This is a genomic window from Phascolarctobacterium sp. Marseille-Q4147 (assembly GCF_017968825.1).
Taxonomy (GTDB): Bacteria; Bacillota; Negativicutes; order Acidaminococcales; family Acidaminococcaceae; genus Phascolarctobacterium_A.
Window position 1 is genome coordinate 1,637,133 of sequence record NZ_CP072874.1, and the last position, 24,230, is coordinate 1,661,362.

Consider the following 24,230-nt stretch of genomic DNA (forward strand, 5'->3'; position numbering starts at 1 on the left):
ATATATATGCCGTTTTGGGATACTGATTACAAAAAAGAAGCGATGAAAACTAAGGCTGCAAAGGAAGCTGCCGAACAAAAAGCAGCTGAGGCTAAACAAAGAGCAGCCGAATATCGGCAAAAGGTTAATGCCGTAATTGTTACGACTGGTGATTTAAAAGAGGATTATGAAATTATTGGTCCCGTATATTTTCAGGTTTCTAACAAAGGGTTATTTAGTAGTACCTTGAGTGAACTTGTAAATAAGTATAGTGCTGAAATTGAAGAAATGAAGAATAATGCTTTGATGTCTGAGCGAAGGACAGACTGGGGGTTCTTATGGGGAGAATATTCTGTTGGGCAGAATGATTTTGAAAAAGCATTTTTTGTTGCTACGCAAGAACTGAAGAAAAGAGCACTAATGCTTGGTGGAGATGCTGTCGTTTGTATGCGTCAGGACATAGACCTTGATACTAATGGATTTCAATATTTTTATTTGCAGATGTATGGAACTGTAGTGAAAAGAATAAATAAGTAAAATTTTCTAATTCCCCAGCTTTATGCTTGCGTAAGGCTGGGGAGATTTTTGTAAAAACAAAAAACATACAACACAAACTTCACAGCTTGTTCGTTGTATGTTTAGATTTGGTATGATAAAATACTATGCAAGACGACCGTGGTACAGGGTGGCGTTGCCTTCATTCTTAAAGAATGGAGGTGATGTCTATGGTATATTTCAGTTTTCAGGACTTAATGTCCTTTGGAATTTTTATCGTAGTGTTGCTGACGTTCATTTGGATTGTTAACATATAACTTTAGCAGTAAGAAGTCTGAAGATGTGTATTATAAAATTTTGGCAGTGCAGAGCTCTTCACTCCTTGACTTATCACATTGTCTAATGTATAATATTAGCGTTTATTGATATTTGCTAACGCGATGAAAAAGACAGTAGCTTGTGGCGCAGGTTAAGCGAGCCGGGGTATGGTGCAAGCCCGGACGAAGTAAAGCAGGTGAAAATCACTTTGGAGCGGATGCGGCGAACCTGAGTAGCTGCATACGGGAGCGCCCGATATTGCGCACACGAGTGGCGTGCGGCCAAGGCTGTCGTCATGAGGGTGGTACCACGGAGTACACGTTTGATAATGATGCATGATACGCAAGCGTATTAATCGTTGTTAGTCTACAGCTTCGTCCCTTATCTGAGGGACGAAGCTTTTTTATATTGTTAATTTTTTTGTTTAATAAAATTGGAGGTTATTAGTAATGGACTATGGTAAAACACTGAATCTGCCCGAAACAGAGTTCCCTATGCGTGCCGGTCTGCCGCAACGCGAACCTGATTTCCTGAAATTCTGGGAAGAAAACGATATTTATGGCAAAAAGCAGGCTCTGCATGCAGGCCACAAGAAATTTGTTCTGCATGACGGCCCTCCGTATGCAAACGGCAAAATCCACATGGGTCATGCCCTGAACAAAATCTTAAAAGATATCATCATGAAATACAAATACGCTCAAGGCTTTGACACCCCGTATGTTCCCGGCTGGGATACTCACGGCATGCCGATTGAGCACGCTGCTATTAAAGAGCTGGGCCTGAACCGCAATGAGCTGGATCCGCTGACTCTGCGCCGCAAATGCCATGACTTCGCTCTGCAATGGGTTGATATCCAACGCGAAGACTTCAAACGTCTGGGCGTTCTGGGCGATTGGGAAAACCCGTACATCACTCTGCATCACAGCTTTGAAGCTGAGCAGATCCGTGTATTCGGTACTATGGCTAACAAAGGCTATATCTACAAAGGCAAAAAGACCGTTTACTGGTGCCCGCACTGCGAAACCGCTCTGGCTGAAGCAGAAATCGAATACGGCGAACAAAAAACTCCGACTATCTTCGTAAAAATGCCGTTGGTAAAAGACAACGGCCAAACTCCGGAAGCTGCTAAAGGCAAAAAAGCTTACATGGTAATTTGGACCACTACCCCGTGGACTATGCCTGCCAACGTTGCTGTTGCTCTGAACCCTGCTCTGGAATATGCCTGGGTTGAATGCGAAGGCGAAGTTCTCTTCATGGCTAAAGACCTGCTGGCTCAGGTTGGCGCTGTCTGCCACAAGGACCTCAGCAATATCCTCGGCACTACTCTTGGTAAAGATATGGAATACGCTGAATGCGTGCATCCGTTCCCTGAATACAACAACCGCCGTTCTCTCGTAGTTATGGCTGACTATGTAACTACCGAAGCTGGTACCGGTTGCGTACATACCGCTCCCGGTCATGGCGATGTCGACTTTGAAACCGGCCTGAAATACAAGCTGCCGATTCTCTGCCCGGTTGATTCCCAGGGCAAGCTGACCGAAGAAGCAGGCGAACGCTTCAAGGGCATGTTTGTATTCGACGCTAATATCCCGGTACTGAAATATCTGGCTGAGCTGAACTGCCTGCTGGGTAAAGAAAACATTAAGCACCAATACGCACACTGCTGGCGCTGCAAAAACCCGATTATCTTCCGCGCAACCTCTCAATGGTTCGCTTCTATCGACGGCTTCCGTGACGAAGCACTGAAATCTATCGACGATGTACAGTGGATTCCTTCCTGGGGCCAACAACGTATCCATAACATGGTAAGCGACCGTCACGACTGGTGCATCAGCCGTCAGCGTGTATGGGGCGTTCCTATCCCGGTATTCTACTGCGATAACTGCGGCGAGCATCTGATTAACGAAGCTACCATTGACTCCGTTGCTAACTGGTTCGAAAAAGAAGGCAGCGATGCATGGTGGGCTCACACTGCAGAAGAGCTGCTGCCGGAAGGCACTGTCTGCCCGAAATGCGGCGGCAAGCACTTCCATAAAGAAAGCGATATCATGGACGTATGGTTCGACAGCGGTTCTTCTCACATGGCTGTTGCCGCAAAACGTCCGGAACTGTCCTGGCCGGTTGCTATGTACCTCGAAGGCAGTGACCAGCATCGTGGCTGGTTCCAGTCCTCTCTGCTGACCTCCGTTGCTGTTGCAGGCCGTGCTCCATACGAATCTGTACTGACTCATGGTTATGTAGTTGACGGCGATGGCCGCAAGATGTCCAAATCCGTAGGCAACGTTATCGTTCCGCAGGACGTAATCAAACAATACGGCGCTGATATCATCCGTCTGTGGACTGCTTCCTCCGATTACAAGGCAGATATCCGTATCTCCCCGAAAATCCTGAAGCAGCTGGCTGAAGTATACCGTAAAATCCGTAACACCATCCGTTACATCCTGGGCAACACCAACGATTTCAACTATGAAACCGATGCAGTTCCGTTCAACGAAATGCTGGAGCTTGATCAATGGGCACTGATGCATCTGCAGCTGCTGAAGAAGGAAGTTACCGCTGCTTACGAAAGCTATGATTTCCATGTACTGTATCATGCAATCCACAACTTCTGCACCGTTGAAATGTCCAGCTTCTATCTGGATATCCTCAAAGACCGCCTGTATGCTTACAAGGCTGACAGCAAAGAGCGTCGCAGTGCACAAACCGCTATGCATGAAATCCTCATGGACCTCATCGTTATGCTGTCCCCGGTACTGAGCTTCACTATGGAAGAAGTATGGCAGTTCATGAAGAAACCTGCTAATGCTCCGGAATCCGTACAAATGCTGCCCTGGCCGGAAGTTAAGGAAGAATACATCAACGAAGAGCTGGAAACCAAATGGGATAACTTCATTGAAATCCGCAGCGAAATCACCAAGGTGCTGGAGTTGGCTCGTCGTAACAAACAAATCGGTCACTCCCTGGACGCTAAGGTTGAGCTGCACGCCGAAGGCGAAGCTCTGGCTATCCTGAAATCCGTAGAAAAAGACCTGGCAACCCTGCTGATCGTTTCTCAGGCTGTTATTGTTGAGGGCGCTGCAGAAGGTGCCGAAGCAACCGGCCGCGAGGACCTGAAGGTTACCGTTGCTGCTGCTGAAGGCCACAAGTGCGAGCGTTGCTGGATTTACAGCGACGAGGTTGGTCAGGACGCTGAGCATCCGACTCTGTGCAAACGCTGCGCTGAAGCAGTTAAAGATTGAGTATAAGGCACAAGCTTTGCATAAAGCTGTAGCTGACATCAAATAAAAGCTTAAAGCCGTCGTATCATGTAAATTTTGCTGATACGGCGGCTTTTTTGCTACAAATTTTACAAAAAATTATTTTGCTTTATCGCCTATGTATGGTACAATACTGTTAATATTATATATTTTACGGAGGTGAAACTGTTTTTCTGCAATCTGCAGGATTACAGAGATTTTTGGACTATCTCATATGTTTGTTTAATGTTATAGCGATTTTATTTTTGGTGGCGCTGAACGGCTTTTTCGTTGCTTCGGAGTTTTCTATTGTCAAGGTGCGACCTTCGCGTCTTGATGCGCTGATTAAAGAAGGCAATACTCGGGCAGAAAGCGCTAAGCAGGTAACGGAGCATCTTGATGCCTATCTTTCGGTTACGCAGCTTGGTATAACCATTGCTTCGCTGGGCTTAGGCTGGATTGGTGAACCGACGGTGGCTAAGCTGATGCATCCCGTATTTAATCTGCTGCAGCTGCCGCCGCAAGTTGAGCATACAATAGCTTTTGTTGTCGGCTTCGGTGTTATCACCGCTTTGCATATCGTTTTAGGCGAGCTTGTGCCTAAATCTCTTTCCATCCAAAAGACGGAGCAGATTGTTCTGTTTGTGGCAACACCGCTGATTCTGTTTGATAAGCTGATGTATCCGGCGGTGTGGTTCCTCAATCACGTTGCCAACTGGGTGCTGCACAAACTTGGCGTTGAGGCTGCGAGTGAGGCGGAAGAGGCGCACAACGAGGATGAAATCCGCATACTGATGGAAGAAAGCCATAAGCATGGCTATATTGATAAAACAGAGCTTACTTATCTGGATAATGTCTTTGACTTTTCCGACCGTCGTGCCAGCGACATCATGGTGCCGCGTACCGATATGATTTGCCTGTATCTGGAGGATTCCTGGGAGGATAATATCAAGACGGCGCTTGAAGAGCGCATGACGCGTTATCCTATCTGTGATGAGGACAAGGACCACATTATCGGCTTTTTGCATATCAAGGATTTGCTGCGCAGCTTAAATGCCGGCGAGCGTCCCGATTTGCGCAGTCTGGCGCGTAAGGTACTGCTGGTGCCGGAATCTCTGCCTATCAGCAAGCTGCTGCGTATTCTGCAGAAGCATCGCAGTCAGCTGGCAATCTTGGTTGACGAGTACGGCGGTACCGCAGGTATGGTTACCGTTGAGGATATCCTGGAGGAAATCGTAGGCGAAATTCAGGACGAGTTTGACGAGGAACGTCCGGAAGTAGAAGAAAAAGGCAGCAAAACCTATTCTGTTGACGGTAAAATGCTGTTGGAGGATGTTAACGATACCTTCGAGCTGGCCTTGGATACCGAAAACTGTGATACTATAGGCGGCTGGGTTTACTCTCAGCTTGATTATCCGCCTAAGGTAGGGCAGAAGGTGCAGACACCTGCCGCTGCCTTTACGGTAGAAGAAATTGACAAGATGCGTATTGTGCGTGTCGGTATCCAGCTTTTGCATGAGCCGGAAAAGATTCACGAGGAGCTTCAGGAAGAACACCTGGAGGATGTAAAATAATATCTGCATAAAAAAGAGAGCACGCTGAGAAATTAATCTCAGCGTGCTCTTTAGCGTTGTGCTTATAAATCGTGGAATTTCATACCGATGTTGCTGTGACGCAGGAAGTTAAGAGTTACCTCAGGGAAGGAGGCGTAGCTTAAAACGTCTTCAATCGGTGCGTTGGGGAAGCCTTCCTCAGCCAGCTTTTCGCGCAGCTTTTTCATCTGCGGCGGAATATCGTCGGCGGGACGGTGGTCGATTTGCGGTGCGTCACCGATGGCCAGGCGTTTAACCTCAGGGTCAATCGGTCCCGGAGTGCGGCCGTATTTGCCAAGGATTAAGTCCTTAACCTCGCGGGGAATCATCTTGTAGCGTCCGAGTGCAACGTTCAATACGGACATAGAACCTACAATCTGGCTTGTAGGAGTAACCAGCGGCGGATAACCGAGCTCGGCACGCACGCGCGGCATTTCTTCAAGCAGCTGCGGATATTTGTCGGCAACGCCCATTTCCTTCATCTGGTTCAGCAGGTTGGAAAGCATACCGCCCGGAATCTGGAAGGTGAGCACCTTGGGATCGATGGGGATGTTGGCATTCAGGTTGAAATCATGGATAAGGTTCTTGCGTACATCCTTGAAATAGTCTGCCAAGCTGTTGAGCTCGGCGAGCTTAAGACCTGTATCGTAGGGAGTGCCCTCCAGCGTTGCTACCAGAGATTCGGTGCAGGGTTGGCTGGTAGATTCAGAGAACGGAGAAAGTGCGGTATCAATCATGTCCGCACCTGCTTCAACAGCCTTCAGGTAGGTCATATCGCCCATACCGCTGGTGAAGTGTGTGTGCAGGTCGATAGGCAGGTCAAGCTCTGCCTTCAGGCTGCGGATAAGGCTTTCGGCAGCGTAGGGACGCAGCAGGCCTGCCATATCCTTAATGCAGATGGAATCTGCGCCCATCTGCGCCAGTTCCTTACCTAATTGAACAAAGTCCTTGTCCTGATGGTAGGGGCTGATGGTATATACAATACAGCCCTGAACGTGTGCGCCTGCTTCCTTAGCGGCACGCATTGCGCATTCCAGGTTGCGGGTATCGTTAAGAGCATCGAAAATACGGATGATGGATACGCCGTTATCAACAGAGCGGTTCACAAATTCGCGTACAACGTCATCGGCATAATGGTTATAACCCAAAATGTTCTGACCGCGCAGCAGCATTTGAATCGGGGTTTTGCGCAGATGCTTTTTGAGCGTGCGCAGACGTTGCCAGGGATCCTCGTTAAGGAAGCGCAGGCAGGAGTCAAAGGTGGCGCCGCCCCAAGCCTCTAAAGCATAGTAGCCGGCATTATCCAGCTGTTCCAGTGCCGGCAGCATGTCGCTGATGCGCATTCTGGTGGCAGCAAGAGATTGGTGGCCGTCACGCAGGACGGTTTCAACTATTTTTACGGGTTTCTTCTCCATGGCAGTACTCCTTTTATTAGTATAGTTAGTTAATTAAAGCTGATTTATAGCTGTAATTATTATAGCATAAATCGGTATTCATGTATACAGTATACGGAAAGTCTGAAAATAAAAAATGGTGGCCACACTTGGTGACCACCATAAAAGTTAATCAGTTACGAGGAGTAGGCTGGTTGCTGACAACAGGCTTGCCCATGATTTCGTTAACGCGGTCCTTCATGCTGCGTTTCTTTTTAGTGGGCTGGCTGCTTACTACAGGTGCCTGGTTGGCATTGCCTTCGGTTGTTACCGTAGCGGGAGCCTGCTTGTCTTTGTCCTTATCTTTATCCTTGTCTTTATCTTTGTCCTTATCATCCTGCTTGATTTCAGGTTCAGGCGGAACTGCTACGCCCGGATTGCTGAAGCCGGTGCGCGGAGTAGAGGCCAGTGCGTTGACCATGAAATCATGCCAGATAGAAAGCGGAGCGCCGCTGCCGTACATACGGTTCATGGATTTATTGTTGTCATCGCCAACCCATACGGCAGTACTGAGGTCGGGAGTGTAACCAACGAACCAGGCATCGATGTAGGTATCGGTAGTACCGGTTTTACCTGCTGCCGGACGGCCGATTCCCATGCCGCCTGCAGTGCCGCTGATAAGAACATCCTGCAGCATATTAGTAGTCAGGTAAGCGGCTTCGGCATCAATAACACGCTTCGGTTCAGGCTTAGCTTCGTACAGAACCTTGCCCTCGCGGTCAACAATCTTGAGCAGAGCAATAGGCTTGCAATACATACCGTTGCTTGCCAGAACGCCGTAGGCTGCAGCCATTTCCAGCGGATTAACGCCCTTGCTGAGACCGCCGAGTGCCATAGCAAGGTTTGCATCGCTGTAAGCACCGGAATCAACCAGAGTAGTAATACCCATTTTTTCGGCATTGCTGATAATTTTGCTTACGCCAACCTCTTGGGCCAGCTTAACGGTAGGCACGTTCATAGAACGTACCAGAGCAGTACGCAGGCTTACCTTACCATGCCATGCTCTGTCGGAGTTCTGCGGTTTCCAGCCGGGAGAGAATTCTTCTTCCTTATCTTCAATAACGCTGGCCGGAGAATAACCGTTCTGCATAGCAGTCAGATAGACAAAAGGCTTGAAGGCAGAACCGGGCTGACGTACTGCAAGAGTAGCACGGTTGAACTTATCTTGGCCACGGCCGCCGATCATAGCTTTAACATAACCGTTATGCGGGTCAACGGCAACCAGAGCCATTTGCGGCTGAGTCAGCTTCTTGCCGTCTGTGTAATAGCCCGGCAGATGCTTCATAGCATTTTCTGCAGCTTTCTGCATATCCGGGTCTAAAGTGGTGTAAATCTTAAGACCGCCCTTATAGAGAGCATCTGCACCAACCTCTTCGATAACCTTTTGGGTAATCATATCGAAGAAATAGGAGCGGGGATCGGAATTGGTTTTATGTGTTGTGCTGAAGACAAGCTTTTCTGCTTTGGCAGCATTACCGTCGGCAGCAGAGATAAAACCGTATTTAACCATCTGGTCGATAACAAGCTCCTGACGTTTTTTACTTTCCTGCGGATTTTCGAAAGGATTAAAATAGTTAGGGCTTTTGGGGATAGCTGCCAGAGTAGCAGCTTCAGCGATATCCAGATTCTGAACATGCTTATTGAAGTAATACATAGAAGCACTTTCAATACCGTATGCACCCTGACCGAAATAAATCTGGTTCAGATACATAGTGAGGATTTCATCCTTAGTATATTTGTGCTCAAGTTCCTTGGCAATAAAAGCTTCCTTAATTTTACGGATGATGGAACGTTCCTGGGTAAGGAAAGCATTCTTTGCCAGCTGTTGGGTAATGGTACTGCCGCCCTGTACTTCGTGACCGCTTAATGTAGAAAGCAGAGCACGTGCTGTGCCGCGGTAGTCAATACCACCGTGTTCATAGAAGCGATTATCTTCAATAGCAATAAAGGCACGCTGCACATGCTTAGGAAGCTTATCAATAGTAACAGGTATTCTGCGTTCTTCCGAAAGCGTAGTATAGATTGCGTTACCATTGATATCATAGAACTGTGAAGCAGCGTCCGGAATCAGTGTTTCATCCATATTAGGAGGTGCAAAAAGACTGGAGAAGCCATAAAGCACTGATGCGCCCATTATAATGAGGCAAACAACACTGATGACAATGAATTTTAGTACTTTAAACATTTTCTACCTCTTCTTCATTATATTGACTGCGCAGCCAATACCAAAGGCTGCAAATAGAAGTCATCTTATTATAGCATTTTCAGACAACTTTGTCATAGAATTATTGAAAACTCAGCATATTTATTTTAAAGGAAACTATGTAAAAGCATGCTCCGGAAGAAAATGTGATGGAACGGCAGGCTGCGGATAATGAAACCGGAGAGAAAAACAAGCAAAAATTTAAGAAAAAAATCTGCGGAACAAAGAAAAATTTTGCTGATTTTCAGCGGTTTTTATGGAAAAAACAGCTAAAAAAAGCACTTTTTTTGAAGTTTTTTCAAGAAATTTTAATGTCGATAAAAGCGATAATCAAGCATGGTTGTTTTTCCACGAATCCTAGTGTTTCTCGAAAAAATCTTAAAAAAGTGCCGAAAAAAGTGTTGACATAACCTAGGTCGCGTGGTATTATATACAAGTCGACGCGATACGGCAACAAAACAAAAGCCAAAATCGCTAGGCACTGAACCTTGAAAACTGAACATTGAACCTAGAAAAAAGCGAATGTGCGGGTCGAGCGCGAAAGCGCAAGACCAAGTCAAATAACTTCTTTTTTAAATAATAAGAGCTAGATTAGTTCTTCAATAAACTTTATTGGAGAGTTTGATCCTGGCTCAGGACGAACGCTGGCGGCATGCCTAACACATGCAAGTCGAACGGAGATTACTTCGGTAATCTTAGTGGCGAACGGGTGAGTAACGCGTGGGCAACCTGCCCTCTAGATGGGGACAACATCCCGAAAGGGGTGCTAATACCGAATGTGACAGCAATCTCGCATGAGGATGCTGTGAAAGATGGCCTCTATTTATAAGCTATCGCTAGAGGATGGGCCTGCGTCTGATTAGCTAGTTGGTGGGGTAACGGCCTACCAAGGCGATGATCAGTAGCCGGTCTGAGAGGATGAACGGCCACATTGGGACTGAGACACGGCCCAGACTCCTACGGGAGGCAGCAGTGGGGAATCTTCCGCAATGGGCGAAAGCCTGACGGAGCAATGCCGCGTGAGTGATGAAGGAATTCGTTCCGTAAAGCTCTTTTGTTTATGACGAATGTGCAGGTTGTGAATAATGACTTGTAATGACGGTAGTAAACGAATAAGCCACGGCTAACTACGTGCCAGCAGCCGCGGTAATACGTAGGTGGCGAGCGTTGTCCGGAATTATTGGGCGTAAAGAGCATGTAGGCGGTTTTTTAAGTCTGGAGTGAAAATGCGGGGCTCAACCCCGTATGGCTCTGGATACTGGAAGACTTGAGTGCAGGAGAGGAAAGGGGAATTCCCAGTGTAGCGGTGAAATGCGTAGATATTGGGAGGAACACCAGTGGCGAAGGCGCCTTTCTGGACTGTGTCTGACGCTGAGATGCGAAAGCCAGGGTAGCGAACGGGATTAGATACCCCGGTAGTCCTGGCCGTAAACGATGGGTACTAGGTGTAGGAGGTATCGACCCCTTCTGTGCCGGAGTTAACGCAATAAGTACCCCGCCTGGGGAGTACGTCCGCAAGGATGAAACTCAAAGGAATTGACGGGGGCCCGCACAAGCGGTGGAGTATGTGGTTTAATTCGACGCAACGCGAAGAACCTTACCAAGGCTTGACATTGAATGACCGCTTCAGAGATGAAGCTTTCCCTTCGGGGACATGAAAACAGGTGGTGCATGGCTGTCGTCAGCTCGTGTCGTGAGATGTTGGGTTAAGTCCCGCAACGAGCGCAACCCCTATCCTATGTTACCAGCGGGTAATGCCGGGGACTCATAGGAGACTGCCAAGGACAACTTGGAGGAAGGCGGGGATGACGTCAAGTCATCATGCCCCTTATGTCTTGGGCTACACACGTACTACAATGGTCGGCAACAGAGGGAAGCGAAGCCGTGAGGCAGAGCAAACCCCAGAAACCCGATCTCAGTTCGGATTGCAGGCTGCAACTCGCCTGCATGAAGTCGGAATCGCTAGTAATCGCAGGTCAGCATACTGCGGTGAATACGTTCCCGGGCCTTGTACACACCGCCCGTCACACCACGAAAGTTGGTAACACCCGAAGCCGGTGGGGTAACCGTAAGGAGCCAGCCGTCTAAGGTGGGGCCGATGATTGGGGTGAAGTCGTAACAAGGTAGCCGTATCGGAAGGTGCGGCTGGATCACCTCCTTTCTATGGAGTACATGAGCAAGGAAACTTGTTCGTACGACAAGTCGACGCACATTCGCTTAGGTTAATGTTTAGTTTTGAAGGTTCAAATCCTTCTAAAAGTTGGGGGCGTAGCTCAGCTGGGAGAGCACCTGCCTTGCAAGCAGGGGGTCAGGAGTTCGATTCTCCTCGTCTCCACCAACTTTCGGGCCTATAGCTCAGCTGGTTAGAGCGCACGCCTGATAAGCGTGAGGTCAGTGGTTCAAGTCCACTTAGGCCCACCAAATATTGTACCTTGAAAACTTCAAACAGAAGAATAAAAAGACCTTGTTATTGATGAGATGACAAGGCACCTCTAATCAATGCGAAAGCAAAGAGAATGAGTTAACGAGATCTAGGAACGCAAAGTTCTTAGTAAGCTGAAAAAGTCAAGCTACTAAGGGCATACGGCGGATGCCTAGGCGCCATCAGCCGATGAAGGACGCGGTAAGCTGCGAAAAGCTACGGGGAACTGCAAGCAAGTATTGATCCGTAGATGTCCGAATGGGGAAACCCACCTGCCGTCATGGGCAGGTATCCGAAAGGAAGGGAACCCGGGGAACTGAAACATCTAAGTACCCGGAGGAAGAGAAATCAAACGAGATGCCCACAGTAGCGGCGAGCGAAGAGGGCAGAGGGCAAACCGGTGAGCTACGGCTCGCCGGGGTTGAGGACTGCATTTAGTCTTAATGGTTTATCCGAACTACCTGGAAAGGTAGGCAACACAGTGTAAAAGCCACGTAGGTTAAAGACCAGAGAGATGAGCAGTATCCAGAGTACCACGAGGCACGAGGAATCTTGTGGGAAGCCGGGGGGACCACCCTCCAACCCTAAACACTGAATGGCGACCGATAGCGCATAGTACCGTGAGGGAAAGGTGAAAAGAACCCCGGGAGGGGAGTGAAAGAGAACCTGAAACCGTATGTCTACAAGCAGTCGGAGCGAAAGCGACGGCGTGCCTATTGAAGAATGAACCAACGAGTTACGTGCACTAGCGAGGTTAAGTGGAAGACACGGAGCCGAAGCGAAAGCGAGTCTTAAGAGGGCGGATAGTTAGTGTACGTAGACCCGAAACCGCAGTGATCTACCCATGTCCAGGTTGAAGCGCAGGTAAAATTGCGTGGAGGACCGAACCTGTGAGCGTTGAAAAGCTTTAGGATGAGATGTGGGTAGAGGTGAAATTCCAATCGAACGCGGAGATAGCTGGTTCTCCCCGAAATAGCTTTAGGGCTAGCCTCAAGTAGTAAGTATAGGCGGTAGAGCACTGATCGGGCTAGGGACCATAAAGGTTACCGAACCCTGTCAAACTCCGAATGGTTATACTGTAGAGCTTGGGAGTCAGACTACGAGTGATAAGATCCGTGGTCAAAAGGGAAACAGCCCAGACCACCAGCTAAGGTCCCCAATGTCGTACTAAGTGGAAAAGGATGTGGGGTCTCTAAAACAACCAGGATGTTGGCTTAGAAGCAGCCACCATTTAAAGAGTGCGTAATAGCTCACTGGTCGAGAGACCCTGCGCCGAAGATTACCGGGGCTAAAGTACGAAACCGAAGCTGTGGCTACGACGTAAGTCGTGGGGTAGGGGAGCGTTCTGTGAGGGCTGAAGTCGTTCTGTAAGGAACGGTGGACTTCACAGAAGTGAGAATGTTGGTATGAGTAGCGAAAAGAATGGTGAGAATCCATTCCACCGAAAGCATAAGGATTCCTGGGCAACGATCGTCGTCCCAGGGTAAGTCGGGACCTAATCCGAGGCATGGAGCGTAGGAGATGGACAACTGGCAGATATTCCAGTACCGGTAATGATTGTTTGAGCGATGGAGTGACACAGGAGGGCAGGCAGGCAGGAGATTGGTTGTTCCTGTACAAGCGTGTAGGATGGGTTGCAGGCAAATCCGCAACCTGTGAGTCTGAGGCGTGATGTGGAGGTTCCGGAAACGGAACTGAAGCTGCTGACCCCACACTGTCGAGAAAAGCTTCTAGTTAGAGAATTACCGCCCGTACCGTAAACCGACACAGGTATGCGGGGAGAGAATCCTAAGGTGCGCGGGAGAACCCTCGTTAAGGAACTCGGCAAAATGTACCCGTAACTTCGGGATAAGGGTAGCCGCTGTTGTGAAGTCTGAACAGATGGAGCATGAGGCGGTCGCAGAGAAGAGGCCCAAGCGACTGTTTACCACAAACACAGGTGCCTGCTAAAGAGAAATCTGACGTATAGGTGCTGACACCTGCCCAGTGCCGGAAGGTTAAGGAAGGATGTCCGGAGCAATCCAAAGCATTCGACCGAAGCCCCGGTGAACGGCGGCCGTAACTATAACGGTCCTAAGGTAGCGAAATTCCTTGTCGGGTAAGTTCCGACCCGCACGAAAGGTGTAACGATTTGGGCACTGTCTCAACGAGGGACCCGGTGAAATTGAAGTACCTGTGAAGATGCAGGTTACCCGCGACTGGACAGAAAGACCCCATGGAGCTTTACTGTAACCTGACATTGGGTTCTGATACATCACGTACAGGATAGGTGGGAGGCATGGAAGCGAGGACGCTAGTCTTCGTGGAGCCGCCGTTGGGATACCACCCTTGATGTATCGGAATTCTAACCGTAGGAGTAACGAAACTCGGGACAGTGTCAGGCGGGCAGTTTGACTGGGGCGGTCGCCTCCCAAAGAGTAACGGAGGCGCCCAAAGGTTCCCTCAGCGCGGCCGGAAATCGCGCGAAGAGTGTAAAGGCAGAAGGGAGCTTGACTGAGAGCCAAACACGGCGATCAGGTACGAAAGTAGGGCTTAGTGATCCGGTGGCATCCAAGTGGAAGGGCCATCGCTCAACGGATAAAAGCTACCCTGGGGATAACAGGCTAATCTCTCCCAAGAGTCCATATCGACGGGGAGGTTTGGCACCTCGATGTCGGCTCATCACATCCTGGGGCTGAAGTCGGTCCCAAGGGTTGGGCTGTTCGCCCATTAAAGTGGTACGTGAGCTGGGTTCAGAACGTCGTGAGACAGTTCGGTCCCTATCCATCGCGGGCGCAAGAGATTTGAAGGGGGCTGCTCCTAGTACGAGAGGACCGGAGTGGACGAACCAATGGTGTACCAATTATCTCGCCAGAGGTATAGTTGGGTAGCTACGTTCGGAAAGGATAAACGCTGAAAGCATCTAAGCGTGAAACCAGCCTTAAGATGAGATCTCTCATAGAGTAATCTAGTAAGACACCTTGGAGAAGACGAGGTTGATAGGTCGGGAGTGTAAGTACAGTAATGTATTCAGCGGACCGATACTAATATGTCGAGGGCTTGACTTAAGAAGTAAGCCTGAAGTTAAAGAAATTCTTCTGTTGAAGTTTTGAGGGTACAAACCTCAAATTAAATAATCCGGTGGTGATGGCTAAGGGGATCCACCTGTTCCCATCCCGAACACAGTAGTTAAGCCCTTATACGTCGAAAGTACTTGGCTGGAAGCGGCCTGGGAGGATAGATAGCTGCCGGTTAGAAAAATAAAACTCCGTATCTTAGGATACGGAGTTTTATTTTTCTGTAACGGATAAACTATTTACCGACCAGGGAACCTGGGAGAAGCGACACCCGATTTGTCACGAGCTTTGCGACGTGAGAAATCGAAAAGGTGGAGCTTTCTCCGAAAATACGACCGAATAGGGAGTATTTTTGGAGGGATAGATAGCCATGCTTGAAGGAGCGAAGCGACGCACAAGCATGTATTGGCTTTCTACCCAACTTTTTATATTCGCGAGAGGTATATCGTTCCAGTCAGCAGCAATTTCTTAACGCAAATTTCGTGTGGAATCAAGACGAAGTGTCGCAAAACTCGCGCTATGCAAAGAGATTTTACTATAGTAGATAGCTTAGCGCTCAGACAATGCAACACTTCGATGATTCCAGACACTCATTCGCTAAAATTGCTATTCCTTACACGATATACCTCTCGCTCAATTTACTTGCCATCTTGGCAATCAGCGTTGTTCTGCAGATTTGCTTTGACAAATAAGAGATTGATACAACTATCTATACTCAAAAAATTTCCCATAAACTTCAAAGCGCCCCGATTCATATTTCTATGAATCAGGGCGCTTTTTATATCCTGACGGATGAAGTTCTGACTAAATCCTTACTTTAAATATTTTTGGATTAACTCCATATCAGGTGTTGTGTAATAAGTATTTTGGTTTGTAAAAATAACAAAGCCGGGCTTGCTGCCTGCAGGCTTCTTTACATAACGTCTTTGTACGCAGTCGACAGGAACATTGCTGCCGTCGCGCGCTTTGCTGAAATATGCTGCCAGCTGCACAGCAAGATTAATATCCTCCTGACGTGCTTCCGGCAGTGACGTTTTCAAAATAACGTGCGAGCCGGGGATATCTTTAGTATGGAACCATAAATCCTTAGGATTGCCCAAGGTAAAGGTAACATAATCGTTCTGTTTGTTGTTTTTGCCGATATACAAATCTGCTTCAGAATTTAAACGGATATGCAGAGGCTGAGATTTTTGCAGTCCGGCATTTTTCTTCTTTTTATTCGTGTCCTTAAGCAGACCGCTGCCAAGCATTTCCTGATTGATTTCCTCAATTTCTTCCTTCGTTGTAGCGGTGAGCAGTGAAGCGTCCAGGCTTTCCAGATAAGCAAGCATTTCTTTTGTAGATTCCTGCTGGATACGCACCTCGGTTTGAGCGCGCTTATATTTATTATAGCGCTTGTAGTAGGCCTGTGCGTTTTCCGTAGGCGAAAGGATGGGAGAAAGGCTGACCGTAACCGGTTCGCCGTCATAAATATTAATCAGCTCGGCGCTGGTCTGGCCTTTTTTTATCTGATAGATATTGGCCATGATAGTATCTGCCAGCATACGCTGTTCTTCTGCATTGGCGGCATTAGCCAAATCTTCTTGCAGAGCCTGCAGCTTTTTCTTGAGTTTGGCGGTTTCGCTGTTCACCAGCTTTTGCAGCTGTTCATGGCGTGGCAGTTGGATAGGCTTCAGGCTGACAGCAAAATTCAGCGCACTGTTGATATCGGCAAATTCTTTAACCTGCATGCCTTCCTGCACATTCTGCGGAGGCAATACCAGCAAGGTTTTTACTTGATTAGTACGGTTGATGAGCGCATAGACAGGATGCTTGGCTGCTTGCATCTGCATATCTGCCTGCAGCTTGCCGATAACCTGCGCCAGGGACTGACAGGCGGAGGTTTCCAGACGTACCTCCTGCGGCAGGATATCCGCAGCGGCTAAAAGCTCTAGCGTTGTCATTTTGCCGACACCGGTGGTAGCACTGATAAAGGCCTTAGCGAAGTTGGCTGCCGGCAGACTGTTGGCGGCTTGCACAATTTTTGCCGGGTCATCTGTCAAAAGGTTAAGTCCTTCCTGCGGCGGGGGCGCAATATAGGCTTTTCCCGGCAGGATAGTGCGATAGCTGCTCTGTGCTGCACTTACATGCTTTAGAGAGTCGATAATAACATCATCTTGCGTAAGAATAATGTTGCTGTTTTTACCGGTAAGCTCAAAAATCAGCTTTTTGGTAATAATTTTACTGGAAGCGCCTAAAAGATCAATCTCCAGCGTAATAATGCGGTCCAGGCCGCTTTGGCTGATTTTCGTGATGCGTCCTTCCTCCAGATGCTTGCGCAGAAGCATACAGAAGGTGGGAGGAGTTTCTGGGTTTTCCGGCAGCTGCTGCGGCAGATAAAGCACACAGCTGCCGTTGTGCATATCCGCCAACAGACTGCTGGTATCACGTGTTCTGCGGACGAGCAGCAGAAGTGACTGCGGATTAGGCATATATACCTTATATATTTTGCTGCCCAGCAGTTCTTCATTTAATGTATCTGTAAGCAGCTTTAAAGTTAAGCCTTCAATGTTCATAGGGACTCCTTTCGGTGCAGGCTCGGCAAAGTTTTTTGAACCTGCGGGAATACAATGCAATTTATTAATTTATCATATTATACTCCATTACCTGCAACAAGTATAGCAAAACAAAAATGGGCCATTTCTTTATCTAAGCGACGAAAAACGAAGAAAAATGCTGAAATCATTAGAGAAATATGGTATAATAGATTTTCAAGATAAGATTGAAGCAAAAAATACTTATCTTTTAAGCTGAAATAACATCACCTTTGTTGGTGAAGATGAAGGAGGAAGCCTGTGTTAAAAAGTATGACCGGTTTCGGCCGTGGTTCCTACGAGGATGCAGATTTTTCTGTTAACATTGAAATGAAAACCGTGAACCACCGGTATAACGAGGTTGCTATCCGTTTACCGCGATTTTTGAATCCTTTGGAGGATAAAATCCGCAAAACTATTTTAAAAACCGTTAGCCGTGGACGTATTGATGTGTTTATTACTGCTGATTATAATGTCAGCGGCAACTGCACTCTGAAGGTTGATAAAAACCTTGCTGCTGCCTATCATAAGGCATTGCAGGAGGTAGGCGTTGCTATCGGAGCTGACGCTGCAGGCATTAACGCTGCTGCAGAAATTCTCTATTTATCAAAATGCCCTGACGTGATTAACGTTAAGGAAGGCTTTTTTGATGTAGAAAGCGTTTGGCCCAAGGTTGAGCAGGCTGTTGAGCAGGCTGTTGCCAATCTGGTGGCTATGCGTGAAACAGAGGGTGGCAATATCTACGGTGATTTCATTTATCGTGCAGATTTGATTGCCGAAAAGCTGGCACAGATTGAGGAGCGTTCTCCCTTAGTTGTGGAAGAATATCAGGCTAAGCTGCAGGAACGTCTGACCAATCTCCTGGCAGATAACAATATCAAGGTTGAGCCGGAGCGCTTGCTGCAGGAGGTAGCAATTTTTGCTGACCGCACCAGCATTACGGAAGAAATTGTCCGCTTGAAGAGCCATATCAAGCAATTCAAGACTATCATTGCTTCCGACCAGCCGGTAGGACGTAAGCTGGACTTCCTTATTCAGGAATTCAACCGTGAAGCAAATACGATTGCTTCCAAAGCCAACGATTATACTATGGCGCAGATTGTTGTAGAAATTAAGGCGGAAATAGAAAAAATTCGTGAGCAGATTCAGAACATCGAATAAAACTGGAGGAAGTTATGGATATAAAGCTAGTTAATATCGGCTTTGGCAACATTGTCGCAGCAAACCGCATTATTTCTATTATCAGTCCGGAATCGGCACCGATTAAACGTATTATCCAGGAAGCCCGTGACAAGGGCATGCTGGTTGATGCAACCTACGGACGTCGTACTCGTGCTGTAGTTGTGGTGGACAGCGGTCATATCATCCTGTCTGCGGTACAGCCGGAAACTGTAGCCAACCGTCTGGTAGCACAAACTGCTGATTCTGAAGAAGAGGAGTAATTGGATCATGAGCAACGATATTGATAATGTTACTCCCAAGGGAGTACTTCTTGTAGTATCCGGTCCGTCTGGAGCAGGCAAAGGAACTATTTGCCAGATGCTGAGAGACCAGCTGCCAGATTTAGGTTATTCTATTTCTGTTACTACACGCGCACCGCGCACGGGTGAGGTTGACGGAGAAAGCTATTTCTTCAAGACAATTCCCGAGGTTAAGCAGATGATTGAAAAAGGCGAGCTGCTGGAATATGCCGAAGTATACGGCAATTATTACGGCACACCGCGCAAATACGTGGAAGAGCAGCTGGAATCCGGCCGTGACGTACTGCTGGAGATTGATATTCAGGGCGCTTTGCAGATTAAAAAGCGCTTCCCCGAGGGCGTATTTGTTTTCATCGTACCGCCTTCCTTAGATGAGCTTTCCGCACGTATTTATAAACGTGGTACCGACAGCGAGGATGTTATTAAGCGCCGTATGGCTTCCGCAGCCAGCGAGCTGACCTACGCAGCGGAATATGACTATATCATCGTTAATGATATTGCGGAAAAGGCAGCGCAAAAGGTACTTACAATTATGGAGGCTGAGCGTTACCGCGTAGCCAGAACATATTTTATTGTTGATAAGATTTGTAAAGCTAAAAAATAAATTCACATTATGCAGCAGTCTGCTGTGTGAACCATGAAATACTTAAAGGAGTGATTCTATAATGTCTATGGTAGATCCGTCTATTGACTATTTGGCAGAAAAAGTAGATAGCAAATACACTTTGGTTATTTTGGCAGCAAAAAGAGCACGCGAGCTCACTGTTCCCGGCGTAAATTCCGCGGAAAAAGAGGTCAGCGCTGCGCTGAAGGAAATTGCTAACGATACTATTACCTACGAGCGTACTAGAAACGTATAACAGCGGGAGGGTAAAACCTTGTTAAAGGGCAAAAAAATTGTTTTGGGAGTAACCGGCGGTATTGCCGTTTATAAGGCTGTAGATCTTGTAAGCCGTTTGCGTAAGCAGGGCTGCGAGGTGCGTGTGGTCATGACCGAGCATGCACAGCAGTTTGTTACTCCGTTAACCTTCAAGGAAATCAGCGGTAATGCTGTTGCTACCAGCATGTGGAACAGCAACCAGGAATTTAATGTTGAGCATATTGCTTTGGCAAATTGGGCAGACGCTTTCTTAGTTGCGCCTGCTACCGCTAATATTCTGGCTAAAATGACCTATGGCATTGCGGATGATCTGCTGAGCACTACGCTTTTGGCAGCTCAGGCACCGATAGTTGTCTGCCCAGCAATGAATACCGGTATGTATCTTAATGCTGCAACCCAGGAAAATATCGCTAAGCTGCAAAGCCGCGGTATTACTGTAATGCCGCCTGCTTCCGGTCATCTTGCCTGCGGCACCAGCGGCCCAGGCCGTCTGCCTGAACCGCAGCAGATTGTGGAGTTCATGAGCAGCTTTTTTGCCGGCCGTGAGGGCGATTTGCGTGGCCTTAAGGTACTTGTTACCGCAGCAGGTACACGTGAACCGATTGACCCCGTCCGCTTTGTCGGCAACCGTTCCAGCGGCAAGATGGGCTATGCCGTAGCTCAGATGGCTGCCGAGCGCGGTGCTGAGGTACTGCTTATCAGCGGTCCTTCTGCACTTGCTGTACCGCCTAATGTGAAGGCTGTGCAGGTTGAATCGACCAATGAAATGCTGGAGGCTTGCCTGGCAGCTTATGATGCGGTTGATATCGTTATCAAGGCAGCGGCAGTTGCCGATTACCGTCCGCGTGATGTGGCAGACCAAAAGATTAAGAAGAAAACAGATGATGCTCTGACTGTGGTTATGGATAAAAATCCGGATATCCTCAAAACTTTGGGTGCTAAGAAAACACATCAGGTTTTGGTTGGCTTTGCTGCAGAAACGCAAAACCTGTTGGCTAATGCTCGCGAAAAGGTAGTTAAAAAGAATCTTGATATGATTGTAGCCAACGATGTTACGGCTGCCGGTGCCGGTTTCAACTCCGATACCAATATCGTTAAGTTCCTTTATGCTAACGGCGATGTATGCGAGCTGGAGCAGATGCCGAAGGTTGATGTGGCGAACCGTATTTTGGACGAGGCGTTGCGTATACGTCGCGAGCGCGCTTAGAAGAGCGCGTGTAAGGCAACATCTGCGTCATGACCGCTCTTCTACGTAGAGAGCGCGTATAAGGCTACATCTGCGTCATGACTGCTCCTCGACGTACTAGAAGTACGCCGTCGTCGCAATCATATAGCATCTGCAGCTTTCTCCGCGCTCTTTGGAGTAGGGATTGCAAGGTCGCATCTGCGTCATGACTGCTCCTCGACGTACTAGAAGTACGTCGTCGTCGCAATCATACTAGCATCTGCAGCCTTCTCCGCGCTCTTTGGAGTAGGGATTGCAAGGTCGCATCTGCGTTATGACTGTTTCTCGATGCAGCAGTAGTACGCCGTCGTCGCAATCATATAGCATCTGTAGCCTTCTCCGCGCTCTTTGGAGTAGGGATTGCAAGGTCGCATCTGCGTTATGACTGTTTCTCGATGCAGCAGTAGTACGCCGTCGTCGCAATCATATAGCATCTGTAGCCTTCTCCGCGCTCTTGGAAGATAGGCTTGCAAGGCTACGTATGCATTATGACTCTATATATAATAGAATTGAATTCTATTTAGCATAAGCAGTTGCAACAAAGTATTTTCACATATTTTTCGTAAAAAAAGTACTTGTCATTATCTTGATTTTGTTATATAATGGCATCTGTAAACAATTTAACACAACTCATCAAGAGCGATGGAGGGAATGGCCCTGTGAAGTCGCAGCAACCATTGCAGTGTGACAGCTGTAAAACGGTGCTAAGTCCTGCAGTTTATCTGTAAGATGAGAATGCTAAGAGTAATAATTTAAGGCGTTCTCATTACGAGAACGCCTTTTCTTATACCATCTAAACACTCTCAACAACGTTTTTTATTTATGAAAGGAGCTACCAATGAGAAAATTATTTACTTCCGAATCCGTTACCGAAGGTCATCCCGATAAAATAGCAGACCAAATTTCCGATGCTGTGCTTGATGCCATCCTGGCTCAAGATCCTAAAGGCCGTGTTGCTTGCGAAACTATCGTTACTACCGGTCAGGTTCACATTTTCGGTGAAATTTCTACCCAATGCTATGTTGATATCGCACACATTGCCCGCGAAACCATCAACAACATCGGCTACAACCGTGCTAAATTTGGCTTTGACGGCAACACCTGCGGCGTGCTGATTTCTATCGACGAGCAGTCCCCTGATATCGCTATGGGCGTTGATAAAGCACTGGAGGCTAAGGAAGGTCAGGCTGCTGAGGAAGAAACCGGTGCCGGCGACCAAGGTATGATGTTCGGTTATGCAACCAACGAAACCGAAAGCTATATGCCGATGCCTGCATATCTGGCTAACAAGCTGGCTCTGCAGCTGACCAAGGTTCGTAAGGAAGGCGTGCTGCCTTACCTGCGTCCGGACGGCAAAACTCAGGTTACCGTTGAATATGATGACGGCAAACCTGTTCGTGTAGATACTATCGTTATTTCTTCCCAACATGCACCGGAAGTTTCCAACGAGCAGATTCGCAAAGATATTATCGAAAAGGTTATTGCACCGATTGTTCCCGCAGAAATGCTGGATGCGGAAACCAAATACTACATCAACCCGACTGGCCGTTTCGTTATCGGCGGTCCTCAAGGTGACGCTGGTCTGACCGGCCGTAAAATCATCGTTGACACCTATGGCGGTATGGCTCGTCATGGCGGCGGTGCTTTCAGCGGCAAGGACCCCTCTAAGGTTGACCGCAGTGCTGCTTATGCTGCACGTCACGTTGCTAAAAATATCGTTGCCGCAGGTTTGGCAGATAAATGCGAAATCCAATTGGCATACGCTATCGGCGTAGCACATCCGGTTTCCGTTCTGGTTGAAACCTTCGGCACCGGCAAAATCAGCGAAGACAAGATTGCTGAGCTGGTTCGCAAAAACTTCTCCCTGAGCCCGACCGGTATTATCCGTGAGCTGGATTTGCTGCGTCCTATCTACAAGCAAACTGCTGCTTATGGTCATTTCGGCCGTACCGATGTAGATCTGCCGTGGGAGCATACTGAAAAGGCTGCTGCACTGCGCGAGCAGGCAGGCCTGTAAGCTTAATTTAAAACTGTCGAAAGCACGCTGTCCGCAGCGTGCTTTTTCTATGCCTGCCGGCGGCTTTGCACTTGCTAACTTCTCTTGATAAGAGGTATAATATTATTATCTATAACTATAATTTGTCCACGATAAACTCAGCTGAATTTAAACTTACCCCATTATAATTAACCCAAGGGCATGGTGCAGGGAGGAAAGAAAGTGAATTTACAGAATCGCAAGGTTAAGATAGCGCTTGGCCTGCTGCTTGCGGTATGCGTAATTATCGGCTACCGTATTTACAGCAATATCCAGGCTGATAAGGCGCGTACTGCTAAGCTGTCGCAGGTACGCAATGTGGCGGTCGTTACTGCTCACCCCGTAAGGCAGACGATTGTTCCCAGTCTGAGCTTTTCCGGCAGTCTGGACCCGGAATGGCAGGCAGAGGTTGCCGCTAAGGTGGACGGACGCTTGGAAAAGGTTTATGTCCGTGAGGGTGACCGTGTGAGCCGAGGACAGGTGCTGGCAATTTTGGAGCAGGCTGATACAGATGCCAATCTGTTAAGTGCCAAGGGCAGCTTTTTGGATGCACAGACCAGTCTGCGTAAGGCGGAAACAGATTTGCAGCGTTATGAAAAGCTATATGCTACGGGTGCGGTTTCGCAGCAGGTGGTAGATGATTACCGCTTTGCGCGTGATAATGCTGCAGCTAAGCTGGAGGCTGCCAGAGGCAGCATGCGGGCGATGGAGTCTAAATCCGAGGGCACGGTGCTGACAGCGCCTGCTGACGGTATTATTGCCAAGCGTTATTATCAGGAGGGCTACTATGCAAAGGCAGGTACGCCTATTTTTGCCGTTGCTGATATCTCTATGCTGAAAACTACGATTCATATTCCCGAAGGCCAGATTGCCGGTGTACATGTCGGCAATGAAGCAAGCATTACTCTGCCTGCTTATCCCGGTAAAAAGCTGATAGGTAAAATTACCCGCATCGCTCCGGTTGCGGATTTGCCGGCGCATACCTTTGCGGCAGAGGTGAGCGTGGATAACAGCGAAGGTCTTTTAGCCGGCGTCTATGCCAACGTTACGCTTACAGCTTCACCTAAAGCTAACGTTCTCACCATTCCGGTGCAGGCTATCGTGATGCGTGATGACCAGCAGACGGTATTTGTTGTTGATGATAAAGGCGTTGTACAGCGTCGTGTGCTGAATGTCGGTTATACGAATGATAAGCTGGCTGAAATAGTGAGCGGACTGGATGAAAAGGATACTATTGTTATCGAAGGACACAACAAGCTGCGTGAAGGCAGCAAGATAGATTTGAAAAAGGCTGGTAAATAA

The 24,230-nt window shown here is 48.0% G+C and carries 14 protein-coding genes, 2 tRNA genes, 3 rRNA genes and 1 riboswitch; of the genes, 16 read left to right on the plus strand and 3 right to left on the minus strand.

Annotation, left to right across the window (positions count from 1 at the left end; all coding sequences use genetic code 11):
• The first annotated feature begins 6 nt into the window (after positions 1-6).
• The 3 genes from KAH19_RS07745 (at position 7) to KAH19_RS07755 (ending at position 5,602) form a co-directional block, all read left to right on the plus strand.
• Positions 7-516 carry a hypothetical protein gene (locus tag KAH19_RS07745; protein WP_210684108.1) on the plus strand — a complete coding sequence of 170 codons (510 nt, stop codon included), beginning with the start codon at positions 7-9 and terminating at the stop codon, positions 514-516.
• A gap of 725 nt (positions 517-1,241) precedes the next feature.
• Positions 1,242-4,031: an isoleucine--tRNA ligase gene (gene ileS, locus KAH19_RS07750; RefSeq protein ID WP_210684109.1), complete on the plus strand. Its 2,790-nt coding sequence runs from the start codon at positions 1,242-1,244 to the stop codon at positions 4,029-4,031.
• A 218-nt stretch (positions 4,032-4,249) separates the two neighbouring features.
• The gene (locus tag KAH19_RS07755) at positions 4,250-5,602 is read left to right on the plus strand and encodes a hemolysin family protein (RefSeq protein ID WP_246869336.1); all 1,353 of its coding nucleotides are present in this window, start codon (positions 4,250-4,252) and stop codon (positions 5,600-5,602) included.
• A 62-nt stretch (positions 5,603-5,664) separates the two neighbouring features.
• Here KAH19_RS07755 and KAH19_RS07760 read toward each other — a convergent pair whose 3' ends face one another.
• Positions 5,665-7,035: a pyruvate carboxylase subunit B gene (locus tag KAH19_RS07760; protein ID WP_009145998.1), complete on the minus strand. Its 1,371-nt coding sequence runs from the start codon at positions 7,033-7,035 to the stop codon at positions 5,665-5,667.
• Positions 7,036-7,186: 151 nt separating this feature from the next.
• Positions 7,187-9,238 (minus strand): transglycosylase domain-containing protein, encoded by a 2,052-nt coding sequence (locus KAH19_RS07765; RefSeq protein WP_210684110.1) that lies wholly within the window; start codon positions 9,236-9,238, stop codon positions 7,187-7,189.
• 167 nt (positions 9,239-9,405) lie between these two features.
• On the opposite strand from KAH19_RS07765, the gene KAH19_RS07770 reads away from it, so the two are divergent.
• The 6 genes from KAH19_RS07770 (at position 9,406) to rrf (ending at position 14,911) form a co-directional block, all read left to right on the plus strand.
• Positions 9,406-9,666, plus strand: coding sequence for a hypothetical protein (locus KAH19_RS07770; RefSeq protein ID WP_210684111.1), 261 nt, complete (start codon positions 9,406-9,408; stop codon positions 9,664-9,666).
• 199 nt (positions 9,667-9,865) lie between these two features.
• Positions 9,866-11,417: ribosomal RNA gene (locus tag KAH19_RS07775) — 16S ribosomal RNA — on the plus strand.
• A 101-nt stretch (positions 11,418-11,518) separates the two neighbouring features.
• A tRNA-Ala gene (locus tag KAH19_RS07780) sits at positions 11,519-11,594 on the plus strand.
• 6 nt (positions 11,595-11,600) lie between these two features.
• Positions 11,601-11,677: transfer RNA gene (locus tag KAH19_RS07785), tRNA-Ile, on the plus strand.
• A 142-nt stretch (positions 11,678-11,819) separates the two neighbouring features.
• Positions 11,820-14,725, plus strand: a 23S ribosomal RNA gene (locus KAH19_RS07790).
• Between the two features lie 69 nt (positions 14,726-14,794).
• A 5S ribosomal RNA gene (rrf, locus tag KAH19_RS07795) occupies positions 14,795-14,911 on the plus strand.
• Together the 16S, 23S and 5S rRNA genes with 2 tRNA genes alongside form the textbook arrangement of a ribosomal RNA operon.
• Positions 14,912-15,546: 635 nt before the next feature.
• Here rrf and KAH19_RS07800 read toward each other — a convergent pair.
• The gene (locus KAH19_RS07800; protein ID WP_210684112.1) at positions 15,547-17,289 is read right to left on the minus strand and encodes an NFACT family protein; all 1,743 of its coding nucleotides are present in this window, start codon (positions 17,287-17,289) and stop codon (positions 15,547-15,549) included.
• Between the two features lie 279 nt (positions 17,290-17,568).
• Here KAH19_RS07800 and KAH19_RS07805 point away from each other — a divergent pair, with 279 nt between their 5' ends.
• The 7 genes from KAH19_RS07805 (at position 17,569) to KAH19_RS07835 (ending at position 24,230) form a co-directional block, all read left to right on the plus strand.
• Complete coding sequence (locus tag KAH19_RS07805) at positions 17,569-18,468, plus strand: YicC/YloC family endoribonuclease (RefSeq protein WP_021719981.1); 900 nt, start codon at positions 17,569-17,571, stop codon at positions 18,466-18,468.
• 14 nt (positions 18,469-18,482) lie between these two features.
• Positions 18,483-18,749 carry an extracellular matrix/biofilm regulator RemA gene (gene remA / locus KAH19_RS07810; RefSeq protein ID WP_009146168.1) on the plus strand — a complete coding sequence of 89 codons (267 nt, stop codon included), beginning with the start codon at positions 18,483-18,485 and terminating at the stop codon, positions 18,747-18,749.
• A gap of 7 nt (positions 18,750-18,756) precedes the next feature.
• The gene (gene gmk / locus KAH19_RS07815; RefSeq protein WP_210684113.1) at positions 18,757-19,392 is read left to right on the plus strand and encodes a guanylate kinase; all 636 of its coding nucleotides are present in this window, start codon (positions 18,757-18,759) and stop codon (positions 19,390-19,392) included.
• A gap of 67 nt (positions 19,393-19,459) precedes the next feature.
• Positions 19,460-19,648 (plus strand): DNA-directed RNA polymerase subunit omega, encoded by a 189-nt coding sequence (rpoZ, locus tag KAH19_RS07820; RefSeq protein WP_246869462.1) that lies wholly within the window; start codon positions 19,460-19,462, stop codon positions 19,646-19,648.
• Positions 19,649-19,666: 18 nt separating this feature from the next.
• A complete protein-coding gene (coaBC, locus tag KAH19_RS07825) occupies positions 19,667-20,875 on the plus strand; it encodes a bifunctional phosphopantothenoylcysteine decarboxylase/phosphopantothenate--cysteine ligase CoaBC (protein ID WP_210684115.1) in 1,209 nt (402 codons plus the stop codon).
• A 645-nt stretch (positions 20,876-21,520) separates the two neighbouring features.
• Positions 21,521-21,629: riboswitch (SAM riboswitch) on the plus strand.
• A gap of 102 nt (positions 21,630-21,731) precedes the next feature.
• Complete coding sequence (gene metK, locus KAH19_RS07830) at positions 21,732-22,910, plus strand: methionine adenosyltransferase (RefSeq protein WP_210684116.1); 1,179 nt, start codon at positions 21,732-21,734, stop codon at positions 22,908-22,910.
• A 201-nt stretch (positions 22,911-23,111) separates the two neighbouring features.
• Positions 23,112-24,230, plus strand: a complete 1,119-nt coding sequence (locus KAH19_RS07835; RefSeq protein WP_210684117.1) for an efflux RND transporter periplasmic adaptor subunit — start codon at positions 23,112-23,114, stop codon at positions 24,228-24,230.